Origin of the sequence: Kribbella antibiotica (assembly GCF_004349055.1) — a bacterium.
GTDB lineage: Bacteria > Actinomycetota > Actinomycetes > Propionibacteriales > Kribbellaceae > Kribbella > Kribbella antibiotica.
In genome coordinates this window covers 24,570-45,353 of the sequence record NZ_SMKX01000048.1, presented here as the reverse complement: position 1 = coordinate 45,353, position 20,784 = coordinate 24,570, and the positions used below count along the sequence as shown (strand labels likewise).

Below are 20,784 nucleotides of genomic sequence, written 5' to 3'. Positions count from 1 at the left end.
TTGGGGGGCGCGGGTGGCGAAGCCCCCGCACGCGGGGAGCGTAGCGAGCCGCACAACACGACGAAGGCGACGTGGTCCGCGCTCTCCGCGGACACACGTCGCCCATCGTCTTCGTCTACAGGTACTGACCCGTGTTGGTCGCGGTGTCGATCGACCGGCCGGGCTCGGTGCCTTGCTTGCCGGAGATGAGCGTGCGGATGTAGACGATCCGCTCGCCCTTCTTGCCGGAGATCCGGGCCCAGTCGTCGGGGTTGGTCGTGTTCGGGAGGTCCTCGTTCTCCTTGAACTCGTCCACGCAGGCCTGCAGCATGTGTTGCACCCGCAGACCCTTCTGCCCGTCGTCGAGGAACGCCTTGATCGCCATCTTCTTCGCGCGGTCGACGATGTTCTGGATCATCGCACCCGAGTTGAAGTCCTTGAAGTACAGGACTTCCTTGTCACCGTTGGCATAGGTGACCTCCAGGAAGCGATTCTCGTCGGCCTCGGTGTACATCCGCTCCACCGTGCGCTGAATCATCCCGCTCACACACGAGGCCCGGTCGCCGCCGAATTCACTCAGGTCCTCGGCGTGCAGGGGCAGCGTGGTGGTCAGGTACTTCGAGAAGATGTCGCGGGCGGACTCGGCGTCCGGCCGCTCGATCTTGATCTTCACGTCCAGCCGGCCCGGCCGCAGGATCGCCGGGTCGATCATGTCCTCACGGTTCGAGGCTCCGATGACCAGGACGTTCTCCAGGCCCTCGACACCGTCGATCTCGCTGAGCAGCTGCGGGACGATGGTGTTCTCGACGTCGGAGGAGACACCGGAGCCGCGGGTGCGGAACAGCGAGTCCATCTCGTCGAAGAACACGATCACCGGCATGCCCTCGGAGGCCTTCTCCCGAGCCCGCTGGAAGACCAGGCGGATGTGCCGCTCGGTCTCACCGACGTACTTGTTCAGGAGCTCCGGACCCTTGATGTTGAGGAAGAACGACCTGCCCTCGACACCGGTCTTCTCGGCCACCTTCTTGGCCAGCGAGTTCGCGACCGCCTTCGCGATCAGCGTCTTGCCACAGCCGGGTGGGCCGTAGAGCAGGACGCCTTTCGGCGGCTTGAGCTCGTGCTCCAGGAACAGGTCCTTGTGCAGGTACGGCATCTCGACCGCATCCCGGATCTGCTCGATCTGGCCGGCCAGACCACCGATCTGCGTGTAGTCGATGTCCGGTACCTCTTCGAGCACCAGCTCCTCGACCTCGGACTTCGGGATCTTCTCGTACACATAGCCGGAGCGGGGCTCCAGCAGCAGCGAGTCGCCGGTCCGCAGCGCGATGTCGAGCAGCGGCGAGGCGAGCCGGACGACCCGTTCCTCGTCGGCCTGCGCGGTCACCAGCGCCCGTTCTCCGTCGGCCAGCACTTCCTTCAGCATGACCACTTCGCCGACGACCTCGAAGTCGCAGGCCTCGACCACGTTCAACGCCTCGTTCAGCATCAACTCCTGGCCGAGCTTCAGCTCGTCCAGGTCGATCGACGGGCTGGCGGCCACCCGGAGCTTGCGGCCCCCGGTGAACACGTCCAGCGTGTCGTCGTCGTTGCGGCCGAGGAAGGTGCCGAATCCGGACGGCGGTTGCGCCAGCCGGTCGACTTCCTCCTTCAGGGCGATGATCTTCTCTCGCGCCTCCCGCAGCGTGTCGGCCAGCCGCTCGTTCTGAGCGGTGACACTCGCCAGGGAGTTCTGTGTTTCGGACAGCCTGCTTTCGAGCGACCGGCTATCAGCCGGGTGCTCCAACAACCGACGCCGCAACGCTGCGACCTCGGCCTCCAGGTACCGGACCTGGTTACGCAGCTCTGCCGCGGTAGGACTCTCGTCTCCAGCCACGATCATCACCTCACCATGTGGGGCTCGACCTTATGGACCTTACCCAGAAAACCTCGCTGGGCAAGCTGAATCCCATCACGTGTCGGTTGCGGATGCACCCGGAACTTCGGAGGCATCCTCAGATCCGTCAGCGCGACGGGGGCCCGTGTAGTCGTCGCCGTACGCGCCCGGTGCCGGCCGGCGCTTCTTACGGGGTGCCTGAACCCCATGCGCCATCCGTCGGGCAGTGACCAAAAAGGCGGTGTGACCTTGCATCCGGTGTCCCGGACGAACCGCCAGACCCTCCACGTGCCAGTCTCGCACGAGTGACTCCCACGCGCGCGGCTCAGTGAATTCGCCGTGTGCCCTCAGAGTCTCCACAAAACGGCTCAGCTGGGTCGTGGTCGCGACGTACGCGCACAACACGCCGCCGGGGCTCAACGCGCCCGCAGCGGCCTCCACGCACTCCCAGGGCGCCAGCATGTCCAGGACGATCCGGTCGACCTCGGTCTCCTGGAGGTTCTCGACCAGGTCGCCGACCTCGAGCCGCCACGCCGGGTGTTCGGCACCGAAGAAGTTGGTCACGTTCTTCCGCGCGACCTCGGCGAAATCCTCGCGCCGCTCGAACGAGATGACCTCACCGTGGACACCGACGGCGCGCAGCAGGGCGGTGGTCAGTGCACCGGAACCAGCGCCGGCCTCGACGACCTTCGCACCCGGAAAGATATCGGCCATCGTGACGATCTGGGCCGTGTCCTTGGGGTAGATCACCGCGGCACCGCGGGGCATCGAGACCGAGTAGTCGGCCATCAGCGGCCGCAGCGCCAGGTACTCCACGTTGCCCTTGGAGCGGATCACGACGGCGTCCGGCCCATCGATCAGCTCGTCGTGCTCGATACCGCCCTTGGTGGTGTGGAAGACCTTCCCGCGCTCCAGGAACACCGAGTGCCGGCGGCCCTTGGAGTCGGTGAGGGTGATCCACTCCCCCGCTTGGAGCGGGCCGTGATGGACTCCGGAGAACGCCTGGTCGGGAAAGTCGCGCAAGTCAGCCATAAGGCGCTCACCTTAACTTTCGGTCACCAACGGGCCGTCACCCAGGTCACCGGTACGGCGCTCGCCAGCCGCCGGCTCAGCGATTTCTGCGCAGCGATTTCTGCTCAGCGATTTCTGAAGGCCCGCTCGATGTCGGCCGTCGCCAGGACGCCGTACACGCTGCCGGCCGCATCGAGGACCAGGTACTCCGACGCAGGGTGCTCGCGGATCGTCGCCAGGATCTCTTCGCCGGTGTCGTTGACGCCGATGATGTGGCCTGCGGCGATCCGGGTGGAAAGCTCACTGACCGTCGTCCACGGGCGCTGGTTCTCCGCGACCGCGGTGACCGCGGCTTCCGAGACCAGTGCGTGCGGCTTGCCGTCGCCGTCGATGACGACGATCGCGCCGGCGTGCGCCGTACCGGCCATCCGGATGGCTTCGGACAGCGGGGTGTGGGAGTGCACGGCGATCGCGCGACGGGCCATCGTGCGGACCTGCAAGGTCGGCAGCTTGTTGCGCAGCCGGGCGTTCATCAGCTGCGCTGTCGCGCCCATGTACAGGAACAGGCCGACCGCCATGGCGATCAGGAAGTCGATGATGCTCGGCTCACGGCCGAAGACGCGCTCGAGGATGACGGGCAGCGCGAGGACCAGGCCGGCCAGGATCCGGCCGCCCCAGGCAGCCGCGATGGTGCCGGTGTGCATGTTGCCGGTGATCTTCCAGACCAAGGCTCGCAGCACCCAGCCGCCGTCCAGCGGCAGGCCGGGCAGCAGGTTGGTGACGCCGACGATCAGGTTCGCGACGGCGAGCTGCCACAACGCGATGTACCCGACGCCGTCGTCCACGGCACGCGCACCGAGGTAGGCCAGGCCACCGACGATCAGGGACGCGATCGGGCCGACCACGGAGACGGCGAACTCCTCGAAGGGCCGCTTGCGCTCGCCCTCGATGTGGGTTCCGGCCGCGAAGAATCCGAGGTTGATCTCCGACACCCCGATCCCGAACCGCAGCGCCATCAGCGCGTGGGCCAGCTCGTGGATCAGGATCGACACCGTGAACGCGACCACGAAGGCGAACGCCGCGGCGTAGCGCCAGACGCCGATCTCGGGGAACTGCTGGCCGATCACCGCGGAGAACCCGAACGCCAGCAGCATTGCCACCGGCAACCAGGTGAACCGCATGGTCAGGCGGATGCCGCGGATACGGCCGAGGACCCAGGTACCGGGCGGCGGTGGGCCGGCCGGCTGGGCGGGGCTCTGGGGATCACGCGACTCAGCCATCGCTCCAACGCTACTGGTTCATCGGTAACAACCTGCTACCTGCCCAGGTCAGACCCCGACATTGAGCCGTGCGACGTACCCCTTGACCGCGTCTCCGGAGACGGTTGCGAGCTGCCGGACCCCGTCGTCGTCGCCGAACACGCTGTCGTCGGTGAGCGACGTACGGCGCAGGTTCTCCATACTGCCGTCGTATCCGGAAGTGGCGTAGACCGCCATCGCCACGTTCTCCGGGAGGGCCAATTGCGAGGTCGCGCTGATCTTGCCGACGGCTGTGGCCTCGGACAGACCGGCGTAGACCTCGAAGTGGATGTGCGGCCAGCGGCCCGGGTAGGCACCGGGGAAGATCGTCGTGAAAGTGACCTTGCCATTGGCATCGGCGGCTTGGACGCCGCGCAGGTAGTTCTCGTTGGTCGCACCATCGGAGTAGAGCGAGTAGCGGCCCTGTGCATCGCACTGCCAGACATAGACGGCTGCTCCGGGCAGAGGCGTGTCGTTGTCAGCATCAAGGATGGTCAGATCAACAGTCAGCGGTACGCCGGTCGCCGTGCCGGACGCAGTGCCGAAGGACTTGGTGATGTCGCTGCGGACAATTCCGGACTCGGTGAGCACATTCGGACCGTTGGAGCCGTCGGCTGGGTAGGGGCCGACCGTCTCTGCGGGAATCTCGTCGACGGCACCCGTGGTCGAGGCGGCTGGAGGAGTCGGCGTCGGTGCTGGCTCGGAGTCGGGTGCACAACCGGCGAGAGCGACCAGGCCGGCGCCGGCGAACAGGCTCAGGACCTGTCGACGGCGCAGTGTGCCGAGGTCGTACTCCAAGCCAAGATCGTGTTCGCGGGGAGGCTTCATCTGCCTAGCGTGGCAAGCCAGACCGATAGTTGACCGAAAGTGTCGGTGCTCTCCCCTAGGGTTTCCGATATGAGCGTTGCGGCCGAAGTACCAGTCAACAGACATCCGCGGGGTGCGCTGTCGCCGTCGCGGGCGGCCGACTTCATGAGCTGCCCGCTGAAGTATCGCTTCCGGGTCGTCGATCGGCTGCCGGAGAAACCGTCGTCCGCGGCGGTTCGGGGCACGGTCGTGCACGGCGTCCTGGAAAGACTCTTCGATCTCCCGAGCGGTCAGCGGACGCTGGAGCACGCGGCCGAGATGCTCGAGCCGCAGTGGCAGCAGGTGCTCGTCGACCAGCCGGAGGTGGCCGAGCTGTTCGCCGAGGATGCCAGCGGCGAAGAGCTGGCAAGTTGGCTGGCCGAGGCACACAAACTGCTGGGCAAGTACTTCAAGCTCGAGGACCCGAACGCCTTGGAGCCCGCCGAGCGCGAGCTGTATGTCGAGACCGAGCTCGAATCCGGTCTGGTCCTGCGCGGTTATGTCGACCGGCTCGACGTCGCCCCGACCGGCGAGATCCGGGTGGTCGACTACAAGACCGGCCGGTCGCCGTCGGAGTTCTTCGAGGCCAAGGCGCTGTTCCAGATGAAGTTCTACGCGCTCGTGCTGTGGCGGATGCGCGGCGTCGTCCCCGCGATGCTGCAGCTGGTCTACCTCGGCAACGGCGAGATCGTGCGCTACATCCCCGACGAGGACGACCTGCGGGCCTGCGAGCGCAAGGTCACCGCGTTGTGGGCGGCGATCAGTTATGCGCTGGAGTCCGGTGACTGGCGTCCGAGCAAGGGCCCGCTGTGCGACTGGTGCGACTACAAGCCGCTGTGCCCGTCGTGGGGTGGCACCCCGCCGCCGCTGCCGCAACGATCAGTCGACGAGGTCGTCGTCGAGTCGGCGAACGTCGACCTGATCGGTGTCGACGGCTGAGGAGGAACCTCTACTGGATACCGTTCGTCGCATGATCGTGAACGAAGCTGCCGTGCGGGCTGTCGGCGTGACCAAGCGGTACGGCGCCGGCCAGACCCAGGTCGATGCGCTCGTGGACCTCAGTGCCGACTTCGGCAAGGGCCGGTTCACCGCGATCATGGGCCCGTCGGGATCAGGCAAGTCAACCCTGCTGCACTGCCTGGCCGGTCTCGACCAGCCGACGTCCGGGCAGGTGTTTGTCGGTGATGTCGAGTTGAGCCACCTGCCCGAGAAGCAGCTGACCCACCTGCGCCGCGACCGGATCGGGTTCGTCTTCCAGGCCTTCAACCTGGTGCCGACGCTGACCGCGTTCGAGAACATCACCCTCCCCCTCGACCTGGCCGGTCGCACGCCCGATCGCGACTGGCTGCGCACGGTCATCGACACGATCGGTCTGACCGATCGGCTCAAGCACAAGCCATCGGAGTTGTCCGGCGGCCAGCAGCAGCGCGTTGCGTGCGCCCGCGCGCTGGCGTCGCGGCCCGATGTGGTCTTCGCCGATGAGCCGACCGGCAACCTCGACTCACAGTCGTCGGCCGATGTGCTCGGCTTCCTGCACCGGTCGGTGCGTGAGTTCGGGCAGACCGTGGTGATGGTCACCCACGATCCGAGCGCGGCGTCGTATGCGGATCGCGTCTTGTTCCTGGCCGATGGCCGGTTGCGTTCCGAGCTGCTCGACCCGACGGCCGAGACCGTCCTGGACACGATGAAGAGTCTCGATCCGGCCGTGGCGGGCTGATGCTCAAGATCGGCCTCCGGTCGGTTCTGGCGCACCGGCTGCGGTTCGCGCTGTGCACGGTCGCGGTGATGCTCGGGATCGCGTTCGTCGGTGGCGCGATGGTCTTCACCGACACCTTGGCGACGGCGTTGAAGAAGCAGTTCGCCGGCAGTACGGCGGACATCACCGTCACGCCGGTGGATCCGGTCGAGTCGCGCAACGGCCCGCCCCCGACGCTCGCATCCGCAGTCGTGAGCGAAGTGGCCGCCGTGGCGGGGGTTGCTGAGGCCGATGCGCAGTTGCTGGTGAGCGACGTGCAGATCCGCAAGCCTGACGGGTCGACGATCGACACCTACGGGCTGGCGACCTACGGCGCCGGCTGGCCGCATGCGATCAGCACCTCGCCGTTCCGGCTGATCGACGGCCAGCAACCCTTCGGTACGGCGGAGTTGGCCCTCGATCAGTCGACCGCGTCGAAGGCCGGTTACGCCATCGGCGATCAGGTGCGGATCGTCAGTGCGACCCGAGCCGTGACCGCCAAGCTGACCGGGATCATCACGCCCGCCCAGGCCGGGCCGGCTGCCGGAGCGCCGCTGGTGGTGTTCGACTCCGCGACCGCGCAGCTCGTGCTGCTCGGCAAACCCGGCTGGACGTCGATCGCCGTCACCCTGAAGCCCGACGCGGACACCGAACAGGTCCGGACGGCGATCGCCAAAGCGGTCGGCGACCCCTACAACGTGCGCACGGCCGCGCAGGTCGAGGCCGATGGTGAGACCGCGCTCGACACGACCTTCGGTGGGTTCAGTTCGATCCTGCTGATGTTTGCCGGGCTCGCGTTGTTCGTCGGCGCGTTCCTGATCGTGAACACGTTCGCGATGCAGGTCGCCCAGCGGTCGCGGGAGCTCGCGATGCTGCGCGCGATCGGTGCGTCTCGCGGCCAAGTCACCCGCACCGTGCTGGCCGAGGCGCTCGTCATCGGGCTGATCGGTTCGACCCTCGGGCTGCTGCTCGGAATCGCGGTCGCCGCGGGGATCCATTTCGCCTATCAGCAGCTCGGCGCTGCGATCCCGAGCGCTGGGCTGCAAATCACGCCGGCCACGATCATCGCCTGCTACCTGATCGGCGCCGTGCTGACCTTGGCCGCCGCCTACCCGGCCGCGCGCCGAGCAGGCCGGCTGTCACCGATGGCGGCGCTGCGGGACGGCGCCACGATCCCCGAGCGTTCGCTGCTCATCCGCCTGCTGTTCGGTGGGTTCCTCCTGCTGATGGCCGGGTGTCTTTACGCAGTCGCCAACCACGCCGGCGGCATGCCGGGCGCCGTGCTGATCGGCCTGGCCTCGGCCATGGCGCTGCTCGGCATCGTGCTGACCAGTCCCCTGGTCAGCCGGTACGCCGTACGTGCGTTGATGGCGCCGTTCGGCCGGAAGGCAGCCGTCACGCTCGGCCGCCGCAACGCCGAGCGCAACCCGCGCCGGACGTCGGCCACCGCGTCGGCGTTGATGATCTCGGTCGCGTTGATCAGCGGGCTAGTGGTCATCGCCGCGTCGGCCAAGGCATCGATCGACGCGAGTATCGCGGCCGCAATCGGTACGTCGGACCTAGTCATCGGCTCGTCGGACCCCGACACGTTCAGCCCGCAGGTGGCCGACCGGGTCCGCAAGCTCGGCGAGGTCGCGGCCGTTCATCAGGTCCGCCAGCAGGACGGCAAGGTCGACGACATCCCGGTCAGGCTGACCGGTGTCGGCGACGGGACGCTCGCTGGGCCGATCTCGGTCACGCTCGACTCCGGTTCGCTGGACGGCCTCGCGAAGGGGCAGGCCGTCGTACCGCGGACGCTGGCCAAAACCCTCAACGTCTCCCCCGGCAAAACCTTCACCCTCGTCACCACCAGCGGCACGCACAAGCTGACCGTCGCCGGCATCCTCAGCCCGAACCGGCAGCTCAACGCGATCGTCGTCGCCCTGCCGACGTACGAGTCGTTCGGCGGCGCCCCGGCCGACTCGCTGCTGTACGTGGATGTTGCCGACGGCACCAGTATGGCCCAGGCCAGTACGGCGGTCCTGTCCGAGCTGAAGGACTATCCATCGATCCAGGTGCGCGACCAGCAGGCGTACGCGGCGCAGGCGCGCGGGCCGGTCAATGCCGCGGCCGGTGTGATCGGCATGCTGCTCGCCTTGGCGGTTCTGATCGCCATTCTCGGCATCGTGAACACGCTCGCGCTCGGGGTGGTCGAGCGCACGCGCGAGATCGGTCTGCTCCGGGCGATCGGGATGGACCGCCCGCAATTGCGCCGGATGCTGCGGGTCGAGTCGATCGCCGTGACTCTGCTCGGCGCGTTGCTCGGGCTGCTGGTCGGGGTGCTGACCGCAGCCGCGATTCAGCGCGTGCTCGTCGACGACGGTCTGGGCGTGCTCGACATCCCGGTGCTGCAGTTGATCGGCGCGATGCTCGTTTCGGCGCTGATCGGCGTACTCGCTGCAGTCTGGCCGTCACGCCGTGCAGCGCGACTCAACGTGCTGCAGGCCATCGCCACTGAGTAGCAGCCACGCGGTGGTTTCACCGGTAGCCTGCGGGTGTGCCGGGCAGCGTGCAGTCGATCGAGAGGGCTGCGGCCGTGCTCCGCCTACTCGCGGTTGCTCCCAACGGGCTCGGTGTCGCGGATGTCGGCAACGCGCTCGGCCTGGCCAAGACGACTGTGCACGGAATTCTGCGCACGTTGCATCAGGTCGGGTTCGTCGAGCAGGACCGCAGTGGCGCGCATTATCACCTGAGCGACGCCTTCGGCCGGCTCGGCGAGAGCTACCTCGATCCGAACGAGCTGCGCAGCCGCGCGATCAACTGGGCCGACTCGCTGGCCGCCCGCAGCGGCGAGGTCGTGCGCGTCGGCCGGCTCGTCGACGCGAAGGTCGCCATCGTCCACCACGTCTTCCGCCCCGACGACAGCGACCAAGACCTGGACGTCGGTACGACGCTCCCTCCGCACGCGACCGCATTGGGCAAGGCCGTGCTCGCGTACGACGCGAGTGGCGCCGCGCGGCCGAAGCGCCTCGAAGCTTTCACCACCCGAACCATCATCGACGCACCCCGGCTGGCCGAGGAGCTGGCCGCAGTCCGCTCTCGCGGCTGGGCCGGCGAGTTCGAGGAGCACACGATCGAGACGGCCGGCATCGCGGCCCCGATTCGTGGCCTGGGCGGTCTGGTCGTCGGCGCCGTCGGCCTCACCGGCCGCATCGAACGAGTCTGCGACAGCCGCATGAAGCATCGCCCTGACCTGGTGGCGATGGTCCGGGCGACGGCCGAAGCCATCGCCCGAGATCTGCGGGGTGACTCCTGAATGGCTGAGCAGTATGTGGCGGCGGTCGACCAAGGGACGAACTCCACCCGATGCATCTTGTTCGATCGGCGTGGGCGGCTGGTCTCGGTGGCTCAGCGCGAGCATCGGCAGTTGTTCCCGAAGCCGGGTTGGGTCGAGCACGATGCGGCCGAGATCTGGCGGAACGTGACCCGCGTCGTACCGGCTGCTTTGAAGCAGGCCGGAGCCGACCCGAGCCAGATCGTTGCCATCGGCATCACCAACCAGCGCGAGACGAGCCTGCTGTGGGATCGCGCGACCGGCCGCCCGATCGGTAACGCGGTCGTCTGGCAGGACACGCGCACCGATCGGCTGGTGGCCGAGCTTGCCGGTGACGAAGGCCCTGACCGGTTCGCGGATCTGTGTGGGCTGCCGCTGAACACGTACTTCTCGGCGCCGCGTTTGAAGTGGATGCTCGACCACACTCCCGGTCTGCGAGCTCGCGCCGAACGTGGCGAGGTGCTGTTCGGCACGATGGAGACCTGGCTGATCTGGAACTTCACCGGCGGCGCCGACGGTGGTCTGCACGCGACCGACGTCACGAACGCCAGCCGGACCATGCTGATGAACATCGCCACCCTGCAATGGGACGACGAGCTGCTCGCGGCGTTCGACGTACCGAGGGCTGTCCTCCCGGAGATCCGTCCGTCGTCAGGAGTCTTCGCGACGGCGACCGAGGTGCTGCCCGGGGTGAAGATCGGTGCCGCGCTCGGCGATCAGCAGGCCGCACTGTTTGGCCAGACGTGCTTCAGCAAGGGCGAGGCGAAGTGCACTTACGGCACGGGCTCGTTCCTGCTGCTGCACACCGGCCAGGAGATCGTCCGCTCCAAGCACGGCATGCTCACGACGGTCGCCTACCAGATCGGCGACGAACCCGCGTCGTACGCGCTCGAAGGCTCGATGGCGGTCACCGGTTCGCTCGTCCAGTGGTTCCGCGACGGCCTCGGCCTGATCCACACCGCCGCCGAGATCGAGACCCTGGCCCGCACGGTCGACGACAACGGCGGCGCCTACATCGTCCCCGCCTTCTCCGGCCTGTTCGCCCCGCATTGGCGCAGCGAGGCCCGCGGCGTGATCGCCGGCCTCACCGGCTACATCACCAAAGGCCACCTGGCCCGAGCAGTCCTCGAAGCCACCGGCTTCCAGACCCTCGAAGTCGTCGACGCCATGAACGCCGACTCCGGGATCGCCCTCACCTCCCTCAAGGTCGACGGCGGCATGACCGCCAACAACCTGCTCATGCAGTTCATCGCCGACCTGCTCGACGTCCGGGTAGTCCGCCCGATGGTGACCGAAACCGTCTCCCTCGGCGCCGCCTACGCCGCCGGTCTGGCCGTCGGCTACTGGCCCGACCTCGAAGGCCTGCGCTCCAACTGGCACCGCGCCGGCCAATGGCTCCCCCACATGGACCCCACCCGCCGAGCCACCGAATACGCCAACTGGCAAGCCGCCGTCCAGCGCACCTTCAACTGGATCCGCCCCGACCAGCAGTGATTCCCGCGTCGACTGTGAGGTACTGGCGAGGTCGGCGACCGCGTGACCGCCGTCTGAGGTGCCCGCTATGGTTGCGGCCGGTAGCGAGGAAGCCTTGAAAGTGACCCTCCGCTGTGGTGAAAGAAGCCGGCAAGGAAGCGTGGGGTCCTGCCGCGCCCAACTGGCCCGTGCTGCGTCGTTACACGTGACTTTTTCGGCGCATAGACCCGAAAAATTCACGTGTAATGCAAAGTGCCCCTCGTGTTCCGTCTACCGAAGCCCTTGAGTGGAAGCTTTTTCGCACCTAGCGACCAAAAATTACCACTGGGCGCGAGCGACCCACGTTCCGGCCTGCCGAGGTCGTTGGGTGGAACGTTTTGTTCAACTGGTCGACCTGGAGTTTCCACTCGGCGCAGATCTTGGACCTCCGCCAACCGCAGATTCGCCGACGGGTCCTGCGGACGTCAGGATTGCAAGCCTTTCCAGCGTGATCGTAGAGCGTTGATTGTGACCTGGCTTTCAAACGCTTGATATAGTGCGCGCCTAATGTCCCGGGCATCAGACATCAACTCGGGAGGAAATGAAATGTCTTCAATCATTCGGGTGCTGGCGGCGGTAGCGATCGGTGCAAGCTCGCTCGGGCTCGCTCCGGTGGTGGCGCAGGCCTCCAGCGACGGCACGCAGGCGCTCAAGATCACCCGCATCAAATGTCATGCGACAGAAGACAACACCGGCGCCGACGATATCTACCTGGTGGTCGACGGCACGGTGATCATGAATTCGATTCAGTTCACCGCCGGCGACGACAAGGACATTGCCGATATCCCGATCGAGGCGGGCAAGGTGCTCACGGTGATGGAAGGCGACTGGCCCGATGACGACGACAATCTCGGCGCGAAGCGAATCAACGGCGCCGGGAACTACGAATTCACCGACGACGGCGCCCATTACACCGTCAGTGTCGGGTGAGGTTTACGCCGTCCAGCGATAGATGGTGCGGTCGTAGGCGATCTTGAAGCCGACGCGTTCCATGTTGGCCAGGGACGAGTTGTGCTCACCCGGTCCGGGCTTGCCGGTTTCGGAGGCGACCCAGCGGCAGCCGGCCGCGAACGCGTCCGATACCCGGCGGGCCAGGATCGCCGACTGCGCACCACGACCCCGGTACGCCGGGAGCGTCGTACCGCTGACGCATTCGCCGACCTCGCCGACCTCGACCAGTCCCCCGGTGGCGACCAGTTTGTCGCCGTCCCAGGCGCCGTACGGCGTGCAGCCCGGAGCGCTCGCGAAGGCGGTGATCAGGTCGGTCTGCTCAGCGGGCATGCCGAAGACCTCGATCTGAGTGGCGGCCCACACGGCCGCTTCCGAGGGGTCGACGATGCCGATCCGCAGGTCGGTCGGGACCGCGTCGACCGGGCCGGCCTCGCGGACCGCCTTGACCCAGGTGCCTCCGGCAACGATGCCGTGCTCGGCGCAGAGGTCGACCCAGTCTGCTGGCAGCACCTCAGGAGCGAGGTGAAAGTTCAGCGCGTGCCCACCGGCGGCCCGGGCGACGTCGAGGATCTCGCCGAGCAGCGCGCTGTCGATCGGACAGTCGAAGCCGAATCCGGACGCGCGCGACCAGTAGTCCATCGAGTCGTCGCGCAGGACAACGACAATGCCCTTGCCGATCCGCTGCCCGCTGACGCCGAGCGCGTCCAGCACGTCCGGCGGGCTCTGTGTCAGCGCCCAGATCATCTCGCCTTCGGCACGTTCCAGACGCTCAGTCAGCTCCATGCGACTTATGTTAGCCCGTGAATAAAGTCGAGAATCGTTCAGCTAACAGGCAATGCCCAGACCGCGTGCGCACGCTCGGCCAGCACGGTGAATCCGGCCCGCTCAAGGTTGGACAGCGACGAATTGTGTCCGCCAGGCTCAGGCTTGGCCGTGTCCGAGGTGACCCACGCACAGCCCTGCTCGAACGCGTCGGCGATCCGCTGCGCCACCAGCGCCGACTGTCCACCACGACCCCGATACTCCGGCCTGGTCGCGCCATTGAGGAAACGCCCAACCCCAGCCACGACATGCAGCGACGCCGTACCGACGAGGGTGTCGCCGTCCCAGGTCCCGTACGCCGTCACCCCCGGCCAGTCGGTGTAGGCCACCAGCATCGACCGGAAGTTCTCGTCGTCCATCTCGAAGACGTCGAGCTGCAGCTGAGCCCACGCATCAGCGTCCGATGACTCGATGGTCCCAACCCGCAGCTCGGTCGCCGCGGGCTTCACCGGCTCGGCCGGCCGCGTCAGCCGCATCGAGGTCGGCCCGGCGGTCAGTGAGTGCTCAACGCAGATCGCATCCCAGTCCGGCGGCTGCAACTGCGGCGCGATGCTCAGGTTCGCCGTCGTGCACCCAGCGTCGCGCAGGTAGTCCAGCACCTCGCCGATCACGACCGAGTCGACCGGCCGATCGAGACCGAAACCGGCTGCCCGGGACCAGAACGACAGCGTGTCCCGCGGAGCAGCCAGTACGGCGACCGATCCGAACCGATGCCGGGTCGTCCCGAGCAGCGCCGGGCCGGGCCCGGAGCTGCTGCCGAGCTCCCACACGAACTCGGCATCGGAACGCTCGATCAGTTCAGTCAGTTCCATTCAAACCTCACGCTGGCCCCAACTTCACGCTGGGGAGACGATGTCCGGTGCCTCCAGACGAACCTTGTCGGCCGACTCGTCGTCCGGCTGGTCCTGCGAGGCGCGTTCGGACTCTACGCGACGCAGGTAGAACGACACCTCGCGCTCGATCGCCTTCTCGTCCCAGCCGAGCACCGGCGCCATCAGTCGCGCTGCCGCCTCGGCGGCCTCGACCCCGCGGTCCCAGGCCTCGATCGAGATCCGGGTCCGTCGAGCCAGTACGTCGTCCAGGTGGCGCGCGCCTTCGGCCTTTGCGCCGTAGACGACCTCGGCCTGCAGATAGTCCTGCGTGCCAGGCAACTGCTCGCCGAGCGACGGGTCCTCCGCGACGAGCGCGAGCACCTCGTCGATCAGAGCGCCGTACCGGTTGAGGAGGTGTTCGATCCGAGCAACATGCAGCCCGGAGCGCTGCGCGATCAGGTGCCGCTGGTTCCACATCGCGTGGTAGCCGTCCGCGCCGACCAGCGGCGTGGTCTTGGTGACCGACTTCGGCACCCGACCGTCCAGGGCGGCCGCGGCTGCGTCGATCGCGTCCTTGGCCATCACCCGGTACGTCGTGTACTTGCCACCAGCAACCACTACGAGGCCGGGTGCGGCGTGCGCGACGACGTGTTCACGCGACAGCTTCGACGTGCTCTCCGACTCACCGGCCAGCAGCGGCCGCAGTCCGGCGTACACGCCCTCGACGTCTTCGCGGGTGAGCGGCGTGACGAGCACGGAGTTGACGTGGTCGAGCAGGTACTCGATGTCCTTGCTGGTCGCGGCCGGGTGGGCCTTGTCCAGGTTCCAGTCGGTGTCGGTGGTGCCGATCAGCCAGTGCCGACCCCACGGAATGATGAACAGCACCGACTTCTCGGTGCGCAGGATCATCCCGGCGGTGGACTGGATGCGGTCCTTCGGCACGACCAGGTGAATGCCCTTCGAGGCGCGCACGTGATATTGCCCGCGCTCGCCGACCATGCCTTGGGTGTCATCGGTCCAGACGCCGGTCGCGTTGACGACCTGCTTGGCCCGGACCTCGAACTCGCGCCCGCTCTCCAGGTCCTTGGCCTTCACACCGGTGACTCGCTCACCTTGGCGCAGGAAGCCGGTGACCTTGACGCGGTTCGCGACATGAGCGCCGTACGACGCTGCTGTCCGCGCGAGCTCCATCGTGTGGCGCGCGTCGTCGACCTGAGCGTCGTAGTACATGAGGGCGCCGACGAGCGCCGACTTCTTCAGCGACGGCACGAGTCGCATCGCACCGCGGCGCGTCAGGTGCTTGTGGATCGGCAGTCCGGCGCCGAGACCGGAGCTGAGCGCCATGGCGTCGTACAGGGCGACGCCGGCGCCGGCGTAGAACCGCTCCCACCAGCGGTGCTGGAGCGGGTAGAGGAACGGCACCGGCTTGACCAGGTGCGGTGCCAGGCGTTGCAGGAGCAGGCCGCGCTCCTGCAACGCCTCGTGCACCAGTCGGAAGTCGAGCATCTCCAGGTAGCGCAGACCGCCGTGGATCAGCTTGCTGGAACGGCTGGAGGTACCGCTCGCGAAGTCGCGCGCCTCCAGCAGTCCGGTGGTCAGGCCCCGGGTTGCGGCATCGAGTGCCGAGCCGGTGCCGACCACCCCGCCACCGACCACCAGGACGTCCAGCTCTCGTCCGTCGGCCATCGCGTCGATCGCGTCGGCCCTTGCTTGCGGTGACAGAGCTACTACCGCCACTGTGCTGCCCCTTCTTCCGTGTTCCCGTGCGTGTGTTTCAGTACTTAGTCGACGTCGACCCAGTCAAGCGTGCGCGAGACGGCCTTCTGCCAGCCCGCGTACCCCTTACTGCGCTGCTCGTCGTTCCACTGGGGTTCCCAGCGCTTGTCCTCGTTCCAGTTCTGGACGAGCTCTTCCTTGTTCTTCCAGAACCCGACCGCGAGTCCGGCCGCGTAGGCCGCACCCAGGGCCGTGGTCTCGGCCACGACCGGCTTGCTCACCGGTACGCCGAGGATGTCGGCCTGCATCTGCATGGCCAGCTCGTTGGCCGTGACACCGCCGTCGACCTTCAGCACGTCCAGCTTCACACCGGAGTCCTTCTCCATCGCGTCCGTGACGTCCTTGCTCTGGTAGCAGATCGCTTCCAGTGTTGCGCGCGCCAGGTGAGCGTTGGTGTTGAACCGCGACAGCCCGACGATCGCGCCGCGGGCGTCGGAGCGCCAGTACGGCGCGAACAGGCCGGAGAACGCGGGGACGAAGTACACGCCACCGTTGTCCGGGACCGTCCGGGCCAGGTTCTCGATCTCGCTCGCACCGGAGATGATGCCGAGCTGGTCGCGCAGCCACTGCACTGCCGACCCGGTCACCGCGATGGAACCCTCCAGCGCATAGACCGGAGCCTCGTCGCCGAACTGGTAGCACATCGTGCTGAGCAGACCGGCCTTCGACCGGACCAGCTCGGTACCGGTGTTCAGCAGCATGAAGTTGCCGGTGCCGTAGGTGTTCTTGGCCTCGCCCGGGTTGAAGCAGACCTGGCCGACGGTCGCGGCCTGCTGGTCGCCGAGGTCGCCCGTCAACGCGACCACGCCACCGAGCGGGCCGTTCACGAGCGTCTCGCCGTACTTGTTCGGGTCCGACGACGGCCGGATCTCGGGCAGCATCTGCCGCGGGATGTTGAAGAAGCCGATCAGCTCGTCGTCCCAGTCGAGGGTCTCGAGGTTCATCAGCATGGTGCGGCTGGCGTTGGTGACGTCGGTGATGTGCACGCCACCGTTGACGCCGCCGGTCAGGTTCCACAGCAGCCAGCTGTCGGTGTTGCCGAAGATCGCGTCCCCGGCCTCGGCCGCGGCGCGGACGCCGTCGACGTTCTCCAGGATCCACTGCACCTTGCCGGCCGAGAAGTACGTCGCCGGCGGCAGGCCGGCCTTCTGCCGGATGATGTCACCCTTGCCTTCGCGCTCCAGGGCGGAGGCGATCCGGTCGGTGCGGGTGTCCTGCCAGACGATCGCGTTGTAGTACGGGCGGCCGGTCTTGCGGTTCCAGACCACGGCCGTCTCGCGCTGGTTGGTGATGCCGAGCGCCGCCAGGTCGCTGGCATGCAGCCCGTTCTTGTTCAGCGCGGTCTGGATCACCGAGCTGGTCCGCTCCCAGATCTCGGTCGGGTTGTGCTCCACCCAGCCGGCCTGCGGCAGGATCTGCTCGTGCTCGAGCTGGTGCTTGCCCACCTCGTTGCCGGAGTGGTCGAAGATCATGAAGCGGGTGCTCGTGGTGCCCTGATCGACAGCACCGACGAAGTCAGCCATGGAAGGTCCCTTCCTCACGAATGATGATTAGATGGCTGTGCTTTCTGGTTCGCTCGCTGCGCTCGCTCATGCAGCTTCCTCAGGAATGCGTCCCGGCTCTTCTTCTTCGTCCGCGATCGGCAGGTTGCGCCCGACCAGCAGGTCGTAGAGGAACGCGCCGACCAGGGCGCCGATGATCGGTGCCACGATCGGCACCCAGAAATAGACGTCCCCGAACTGATCCTTGAACGCTCCCCCGTACCCGGTGAAGAACGACGCCAACCGCGGTCCGAAGTCACGGGCCGGGTTGATCGCGTAGCCCGCGTTGGTTCCCCACGCCATTCCGATGGCCACCACCAGGAGGCCCACGACGAACGGTGCGAGGTTGGCCGCCGGGGCCGTGTTGCGCATGTCGGTGATCGCCAGGATCACGAACATCAGGATCGCCGTACCGATGATCTGGTCCCGGAAGCCGCCCCACATGTCGACGCCGAGATCCATGCTGCCGTTGCCCGGGAGCGTGGAGAACACGCCCTGGGTCTTGATGGTCAGACCGGGGTCGACCTTGTTCAGTGCCTCGGTGTAGTTCCACCGAACCACGAGCGCCGCCAGGAACGCTCCGAGGAACTGTGCCACCGCGTACGGCAGCACCTTCTTCCAGCTGAATCCGCGGAACGCCGCCAGGGCGATCGTCACCGCCGGGTTCAGGTGCGCGCCGGTCATCCGGCCCGCCACGTAGATGCCCAGTGTCACACCGAGTCCCCACGCCCACGCGATCGAGTCGTGGTCGCCGATCCCTCCGGCCACCACCTGCGCCACCACACCGCAGCCGAACAGGATCAGGATGAACGTGCCTGCGAGCTCGGCAGAACACTCCCCCAGAAGGGTTTTCGCTTTGACCGCTTCGGTCGTAGCCATACCGGCTGGCCTCCCTTCCCTTACAAGACCGCCGTGACGACCACGGCTGGCTGGAATCTAGGAGCATGCGGCGGCTACCACAACGCCTACCGTTCGACATTGTCGAACGGGACCAGCTGCCAACTGGTCTGCGACACACGGTAACCCCGCCACGACTCACAGCGATGATTTCCGCCTGATGCAACCATTTGCCAGGTCCAGTCCGTCAAGGCGAACAACAACGAGGCCTTGACGGAAGGAGCCCGATGGGCGAGGAGTTCGCCGAGTTCGCTCGCGGGCGGCACGGAGCCCTCTACCGCTATGCCTACCTGCTGGTCGGCGAACGCGGCCTGGCCGACGACCTGGTCCAGGAAGCGCTCATCAAGACCTACGTCGCCTGGCGCCGCCTGCGCGACCCGAACGCCGCCGAGGCCTACACCCGCAAAGTCATCACCAACACCGCCATCAACTGGTGGCGCCGCAAGTCGTACCACGAACGCCCGTACGACGACCTGCCCGAAGGCATCGCCCCCACCCAGGACTCCAGCACCCGCCTGTGGCTCTGGAACGAACTCCTCCAGCTGCCGCCCCGCCAGCGCGCCGCCCTGGTCCTGCGGTACTACGAAGACCTCACCGAGGTCCAAACCGCCGAAGTCCTCAACTGCGCCGTCGGCACCGTGAAGAGCCAGGTGTCGATCGCGCTGTCGAAACTCCGTGCCCGCCTGGGCGACGACGTACTGCCCCTGGACAAGGCTGGAGCCGGCCGATGACAGACATCCTCAAAGAAACCTTCACCACCCGCGCCACCGAAACCGAGCCGCCCCCGCTGGACCTGGACGCCATCGTCACCACCGGCACCCGCCGCCTCCGCCGCCGCCGAGCCGCCAAGATCCTCGGTACGACGCTCATGGCGGCCGCCGTCATCGCAACGGGCCTCACTGTGCTCCGTCCGCACGCGGTCGAGCCCGCCGCTCCCCTGCATGCCTTCACCGATCGAAAGACCACCTACGCCGTCAGCGGCACGATCCACTACGGCAGCACCACGATCGAGACCGGCGGAAGGGCCATCCAGAGCCTGCTCCTCACCGACGTCGGTGTTCTTTTCACCAAGGCAGGCTCACGCTCGCTACAACTCGCCGATGGCCGATCCGTCCGAACGGTCGCCACGATCGCGCCAGGATCCACCGTGCTCGCAGCCGGCGAGACGGCCGGCTGGGTGGAACCCACGCCGAACGGCTACCGCACGATCGTCAAGAACCTCCGGACCGGCGACGAGGTGGTCCGAATCGATCACATCGAGGAGCCCGACCGCGACCGTCTCGTCGCACTCGACGGCGGTTACGCCTATGTCCAGGAGCAGGGATCCCTGCTCCGGATCGACCTCAGCACTGGAAGCAGACGCACCATCAGGCAAGCGGGCTTCACGAAACAGGCCCTCACCATCCGCGGCGACCAGATGGTCTCAATAGGCTCCGGTGACCTGCCAACAAGCAAGCCCGTCATCTGGCTCACCGACCTCGGCGGCAGCGGTAGCCAGGTGCAAGAACTCAGTGGCAGCCAGTTCGATGTTGCCGCCGAGGTCTCACCCGAGGGCCGGTACCTGGTCATCAGCGACGGCAATCAGGCCCTGCAGGTCTACAACAGATCGACCGAGCACCGCGACGTCACTGGCTCCCAGCCGCGCATCTTCGGTCACTGGCTGTCGGAAACCACGTTCGTCGCCACTGCGGCGAGTCGCCCAACAGACTTGGTCACCTGCACAGTCCGGACCGCAGGCGACATCGCGTGCGAGGTGAGTCAGCGTGATGTTGCTCCGGGTGGAGATCAGCTCGTGTTCCCCTCCAACTAGCTCAGGTGGAACGTGCCGGCCGGACCGCGGACCGATGCAGCCAGGGCGGGTGGGCCTTCGACGACCGTCAGCTCGGCGCCGAGGGCTTGGAGGATGGTCTGGACCTCGGCGGGTTGCGGGTGGGTGCCTTGGAAATCGACGAGCTCGGCGACCGGTAATGACAGAGCGGGATGCGGACTGTCGGCCCAGTCGATCAGGAAGGGGACGACACCCTCGTAGGGCCTGGGATTGGCGCCAGTCACTCGCCAGCTGAGGAGTTCACCGGCTGGGGTCGTCCGCGAGCCCGGGAAGATCTCGCCCAGGTCGGCGCCGGCCGCGCGCGCCGCAGCCAGGGCGGACTCGAGGTCCGTGGGATGGATTGCCCAGGTCAGAAGCTGCTCGCGGCTGACGTCGAACAGTGACACCTCGGACGCCTCCGGGTCCGGTCCGATGAACTCCAGGTACGTCGTACCGCCCAGCCCGACGAGGTAGTTCCGCGTACCCCACGCCTCGTGGCGGCCACCTTCGACCGGACGTATCCCGGTGGCTTCGGCGAACCGGTCGACGGTGGCGAGCAGGTCGGGCGTGGCGTAGACGAGATGATCGAGCAGCGAGTCGGTCATGGGTCA

General features: G+C 67.1%; 18 protein-coding genes. 8 read left to right on the top strand and 10 right to left on the bottom strand.

The window, feature by feature from the left end; translation table 11 throughout:
• Positions 1–115 precede the first annotated feature (115 nt).
• The 4 genes from arc to E1263_RS18330 form a co-directional block, all read right to left on the bottom strand.
• Positions 116–1,858, bottom strand: a complete 1,743-nt coding sequence (gene arc, locus E1263_RS18345) for a proteasome ATPase (protein WP_132168911.1) — start codon at positions 1,856–1,858, stop codon at positions 116–118.
• A 69-nt stretch (positions 1,859–1,927) separates the two neighbouring features.
• Positions 1,928–2,884 carry a tRNA (adenine-N1)-methyltransferase gene (locus tag E1263_RS18340; protein WP_132168909.1) on the bottom strand — a complete coding sequence of 319 codons (957 nt, stop codon included), beginning with the start codon at positions 2,882–2,884 and terminating at the stop codon, positions 1,928–1,930.
• Positions 2,885–2,988: 104 nt separating this feature from the next.
• Entirely contained in the window at positions 2,989–4,143 is a 1,155-nt protein-coding gene (locus E1263_RS18335) for a M50 family metallopeptidase (RefSeq protein WP_238161315.1), read from the bottom strand.
• 48 nt (positions 4,144–4,191) lie between these two features.
• A complete protein-coding gene (locus E1263_RS18330; protein ID WP_132168907.1) occupies positions 4,192–4,989 on the bottom strand; it encodes an intradiol ring-cleavage dioxygenase in 798 nt (265 codons plus the stop codon).
• A 69-nt stretch (positions 4,990–5,058) separates the two neighbouring features.
• Between E1263_RS18330 and E1263_RS18325 the strand changes: the two genes are divergently transcribed.
• The 6 genes from E1263_RS18325 to E1263_RS18300 all read left to right on the top strand — a co-directional run bounded on the left by E1263_RS18325 (position 5,059) and on the right by E1263_RS18300 (position 12,497).
• Positions 5,059–5,946, top strand: a complete 888-nt coding sequence (locus E1263_RS18325) for a RecB family exonuclease (protein ID WP_132168905.1) — start codon at positions 5,059–5,061, stop codon at positions 5,944–5,946.
• A gap of 31 nt (positions 5,947–5,977) precedes the next feature.
• On the top strand, positions 5,978–6,724 hold the full coding sequence (locus E1263_RS18320) for an ABC transporter ATP-binding protein (RefSeq protein WP_132168903.1): 747 nt from the start codon (positions 5,978–5,980) through the stop codon (positions 6,722–6,724).
• Complete coding sequence (locus E1263_RS18315) at positions 6,724–9,243, top strand: ABC transporter permease (RefSeq protein WP_132168901.1); 2,520 nt, start codon at positions 6,724–6,726, stop codon at positions 9,241–9,243. The genes E1263_RS18320 and E1263_RS18315 overlap by 1 nt, the downstream gene beginning before the upstream one ends.
• 35 nt (positions 9,244–9,278) lie before the next feature.
• On the top strand, positions 9,279–10,037 hold the full coding sequence (locus E1263_RS18310) for an IclR family transcriptional regulator (RefSeq protein ID WP_132168899.1): 759 nt from the start codon (positions 9,279–9,281) through the stop codon (positions 10,035–10,037).
• On the top strand, positions 10,038–11,549 hold the full coding sequence (gene glpK / locus E1263_RS18305) for a glycerol kinase GlpK (RefSeq protein ID WP_132168897.1): 1,512 nt from the start codon (positions 10,038–10,040) through the stop codon (positions 11,547–11,549).
• Between the two features lie 564 nt (positions 11,550–12,113).
• Positions 12,114–12,497, top strand: coding sequence for a hypothetical protein (locus E1263_RS18300; RefSeq protein WP_132168895.1), 384 nt, complete (start codon positions 12,114–12,116; stop codon positions 12,495–12,497).
• Between the two features lie 3 nt (positions 12,498–12,500).
• On the opposite strand, the gene E1263_RS18295 is transcribed toward E1263_RS18300, so the two are convergent.
• From E1263_RS18295 to E1263_RS18275, 5 genes are all read right to left on the bottom strand, one after another.
• Entirely contained in the window at positions 12,501–13,301 is an 801-nt protein-coding gene (locus E1263_RS18295; protein WP_132168893.1) for a GNAT family N-acetyltransferase, read from the bottom strand.
• A 38-nt stretch (positions 13,302–13,339) separates the two neighbouring features.
• Positions 13,340–14,152, bottom strand: a complete 813-nt coding sequence (locus tag E1263_RS18290) for a GNAT family N-acetyltransferase (RefSeq protein ID WP_132168891.1) — start codon at positions 14,150–14,152, stop codon at positions 13,340–13,342.
• Between the two features lie 24 nt (positions 14,153–14,176).
• Positions 14,177–15,889 (bottom strand): glycerol-3-phosphate dehydrogenase/oxidase, encoded by a 1,713-nt coding sequence (locus tag E1263_RS18285; protein WP_238161314.1) that lies wholly within the window; start codon positions 15,887–15,889, stop codon positions 14,177–14,179.
• Positions 15,890–15,933: 44 nt separating this feature from the next.
• The gene (glpK, locus tag E1263_RS18280) at positions 15,934–17,451 is read right to left on the bottom strand and encodes a glycerol kinase GlpK (RefSeq protein ID WP_132168889.1); all 1,518 of its coding nucleotides are present in this window, start codon (positions 17,449–17,451) and stop codon (positions 15,934–15,936) included.
• Positions 17,452–17,517: 66 nt separating this feature from the next.
• Entirely contained in the window at positions 17,518–18,348 is an 831-nt protein-coding gene (locus E1263_RS18275; RefSeq protein ID WP_132168887.1) for an MIP/aquaporin family protein, read from the bottom strand.
• Between the two features lie 245 nt (positions 18,349–18,593).
• Between E1263_RS18275 and E1263_RS18270 the strand changes: the two genes are divergently transcribed.
• Both E1263_RS18270 and E1263_RS18265 read left to right on the top strand, forming a co-directional pair.
• Positions 18,594–19,097, top strand: coding sequence for a SigE family RNA polymerase sigma factor (locus tag E1263_RS18270; RefSeq protein ID WP_132168885.1), 504 nt, complete (start codon positions 18,594–18,596; stop codon positions 19,095–19,097).
• Positions 19,094–20,176, top strand: a complete 1,083-nt coding sequence (locus tag E1263_RS18265) for a hypothetical protein (RefSeq protein WP_132168883.1) — start codon at positions 19,094–19,096, stop codon at positions 20,174–20,176. The genes E1263_RS18270 and E1263_RS18265 overlap by 4 nt, the downstream gene beginning before the upstream one ends.
• On the opposite strand, the gene E1263_RS18260 is transcribed toward E1263_RS18265, so the two are convergent.
• Positions 20,173–20,778: a VOC family protein gene (locus E1263_RS18260; RefSeq protein ID WP_132168881.1), complete on the bottom strand. Its 606-nt coding sequence runs from the start codon at positions 20,776–20,778 to the stop codon at positions 20,173–20,175. The two genes, E1263_RS18265 and E1263_RS18260, sit on opposite strands and share 4 nt — an antisense overlap.
• Positions 20,779–20,784 lie beyond the last annotated feature (6 nt).

What these genes read in the sequence shown, in the direction of transcription:
- arc (WP_132168911.1), bottom strand. Translation starts at nt 1,858, where the DNA reads ATGATCGTGGCTGGAGACGAGAGTCCTACCGCGGCAGAGCTGCGTAAC.
- E1263_RS18340 (WP_132168909.1), bottom strand. Translation starts at nt 2,884, where the DNA reads ATGGCTGACTTGCGCGACTTTCCCGACCAGGCGTTCTCCGGAGTCCAT.
- E1263_RS18335 (WP_238161315.1), bottom strand. Translation starts at nt 4,143, where the DNA reads ATGGCTGAGTCGCGTGATCCCCAGAGCCCCGCCCAGCCGGCCGGCCCA.
- E1263_RS18330 (WP_132168907.1), bottom strand. Translation starts at nt 4,989, where the DNA reads ATGAAGCCTCCCCGCGAACACGATCTTGGCTTGGAGTACGACCTCGGC.
- E1263_RS18325 (WP_132168905.1), top strand. Translation starts at nt 5,059, where the DNA reads ATGAGCGTTGCGGCCGAAGTACCAGTCAACAGACATCCGCGGGGTGCG.
- E1263_RS18320 (WP_132168903.1), top strand. Translation starts at nt 5,978, where the DNA reads ATGATCGTGAACGAAGCTGCCGTGCGGGCTGTCGGCGTGACCAAGCGG.
- E1263_RS18315 (WP_132168901.1), top strand. Translation starts at nt 6,724, where the DNA reads ATGCTCAAGATCGGCCTCCGGTCGGTTCTGGCGCACCGGCTGCGGTTC.
- glpK (WP_132168897.1), top strand. Translation starts at nt 10,038, where the DNA reads ATGGCTGAGCAGTATGTGGCGGCGGTCGACCAAGGGACGAACTCCACC.
- E1263_RS18300 (WP_132168895.1), top strand. Translation starts at nt 12,114, where the DNA reads ATGTCTTCAATCATTCGGGTGCTGGCGGCGGTAGCGATCGGTGCAAGC.
- E1263_RS18295 (WP_132168893.1), bottom strand. Translation starts at nt 13,301, where the DNA reads ATGGAGCTGACTGAGCGTCTGGAACGTGCCGAAGGCGAGATGATCTGG.
- E1263_RS18290 (WP_132168891.1), bottom strand. Translation starts at nt 14,152, where the DNA reads ATGGAACTGACTGAACTGATCGAGCGTTCCGATGCCGAGTTCGTGTGG.
- glpK (WP_132168889.1), bottom strand. Translation starts at nt 17,451, where the DNA reads ATGGCTGACTTCGTCGGTGCTGTCGATCAGGGCACCACGAGCACCCGC.
- E1263_RS18275 (WP_132168887.1), bottom strand. Translation starts at nt 18,348, where the DNA reads ATGGCTACGACCGAAGCGGTCAAAGCGAAAACCCTTCTGGGGGAGTGT.
- E1263_RS18270 (WP_132168885.1), top strand. Translation starts at nt 18,594, where the DNA reads ATGGGCGAGGAGTTCGCCGAGTTCGCTCGCGGGCGGCACGGAGCCCTC.
- E1263_RS18265 (WP_132168883.1), top strand. Translation starts at nt 19,094, where the DNA reads ATGACAGACATCCTCAAAGAAACCTTCACCACCCGCGCCACCGAAACC.
- E1263_RS18260 (WP_132168881.1), bottom strand. Translation starts at nt 20,778, where the DNA reads ATGACCGACTCGCTGCTCGATCATCTCGTCTACGCCACGCCCGACCTG.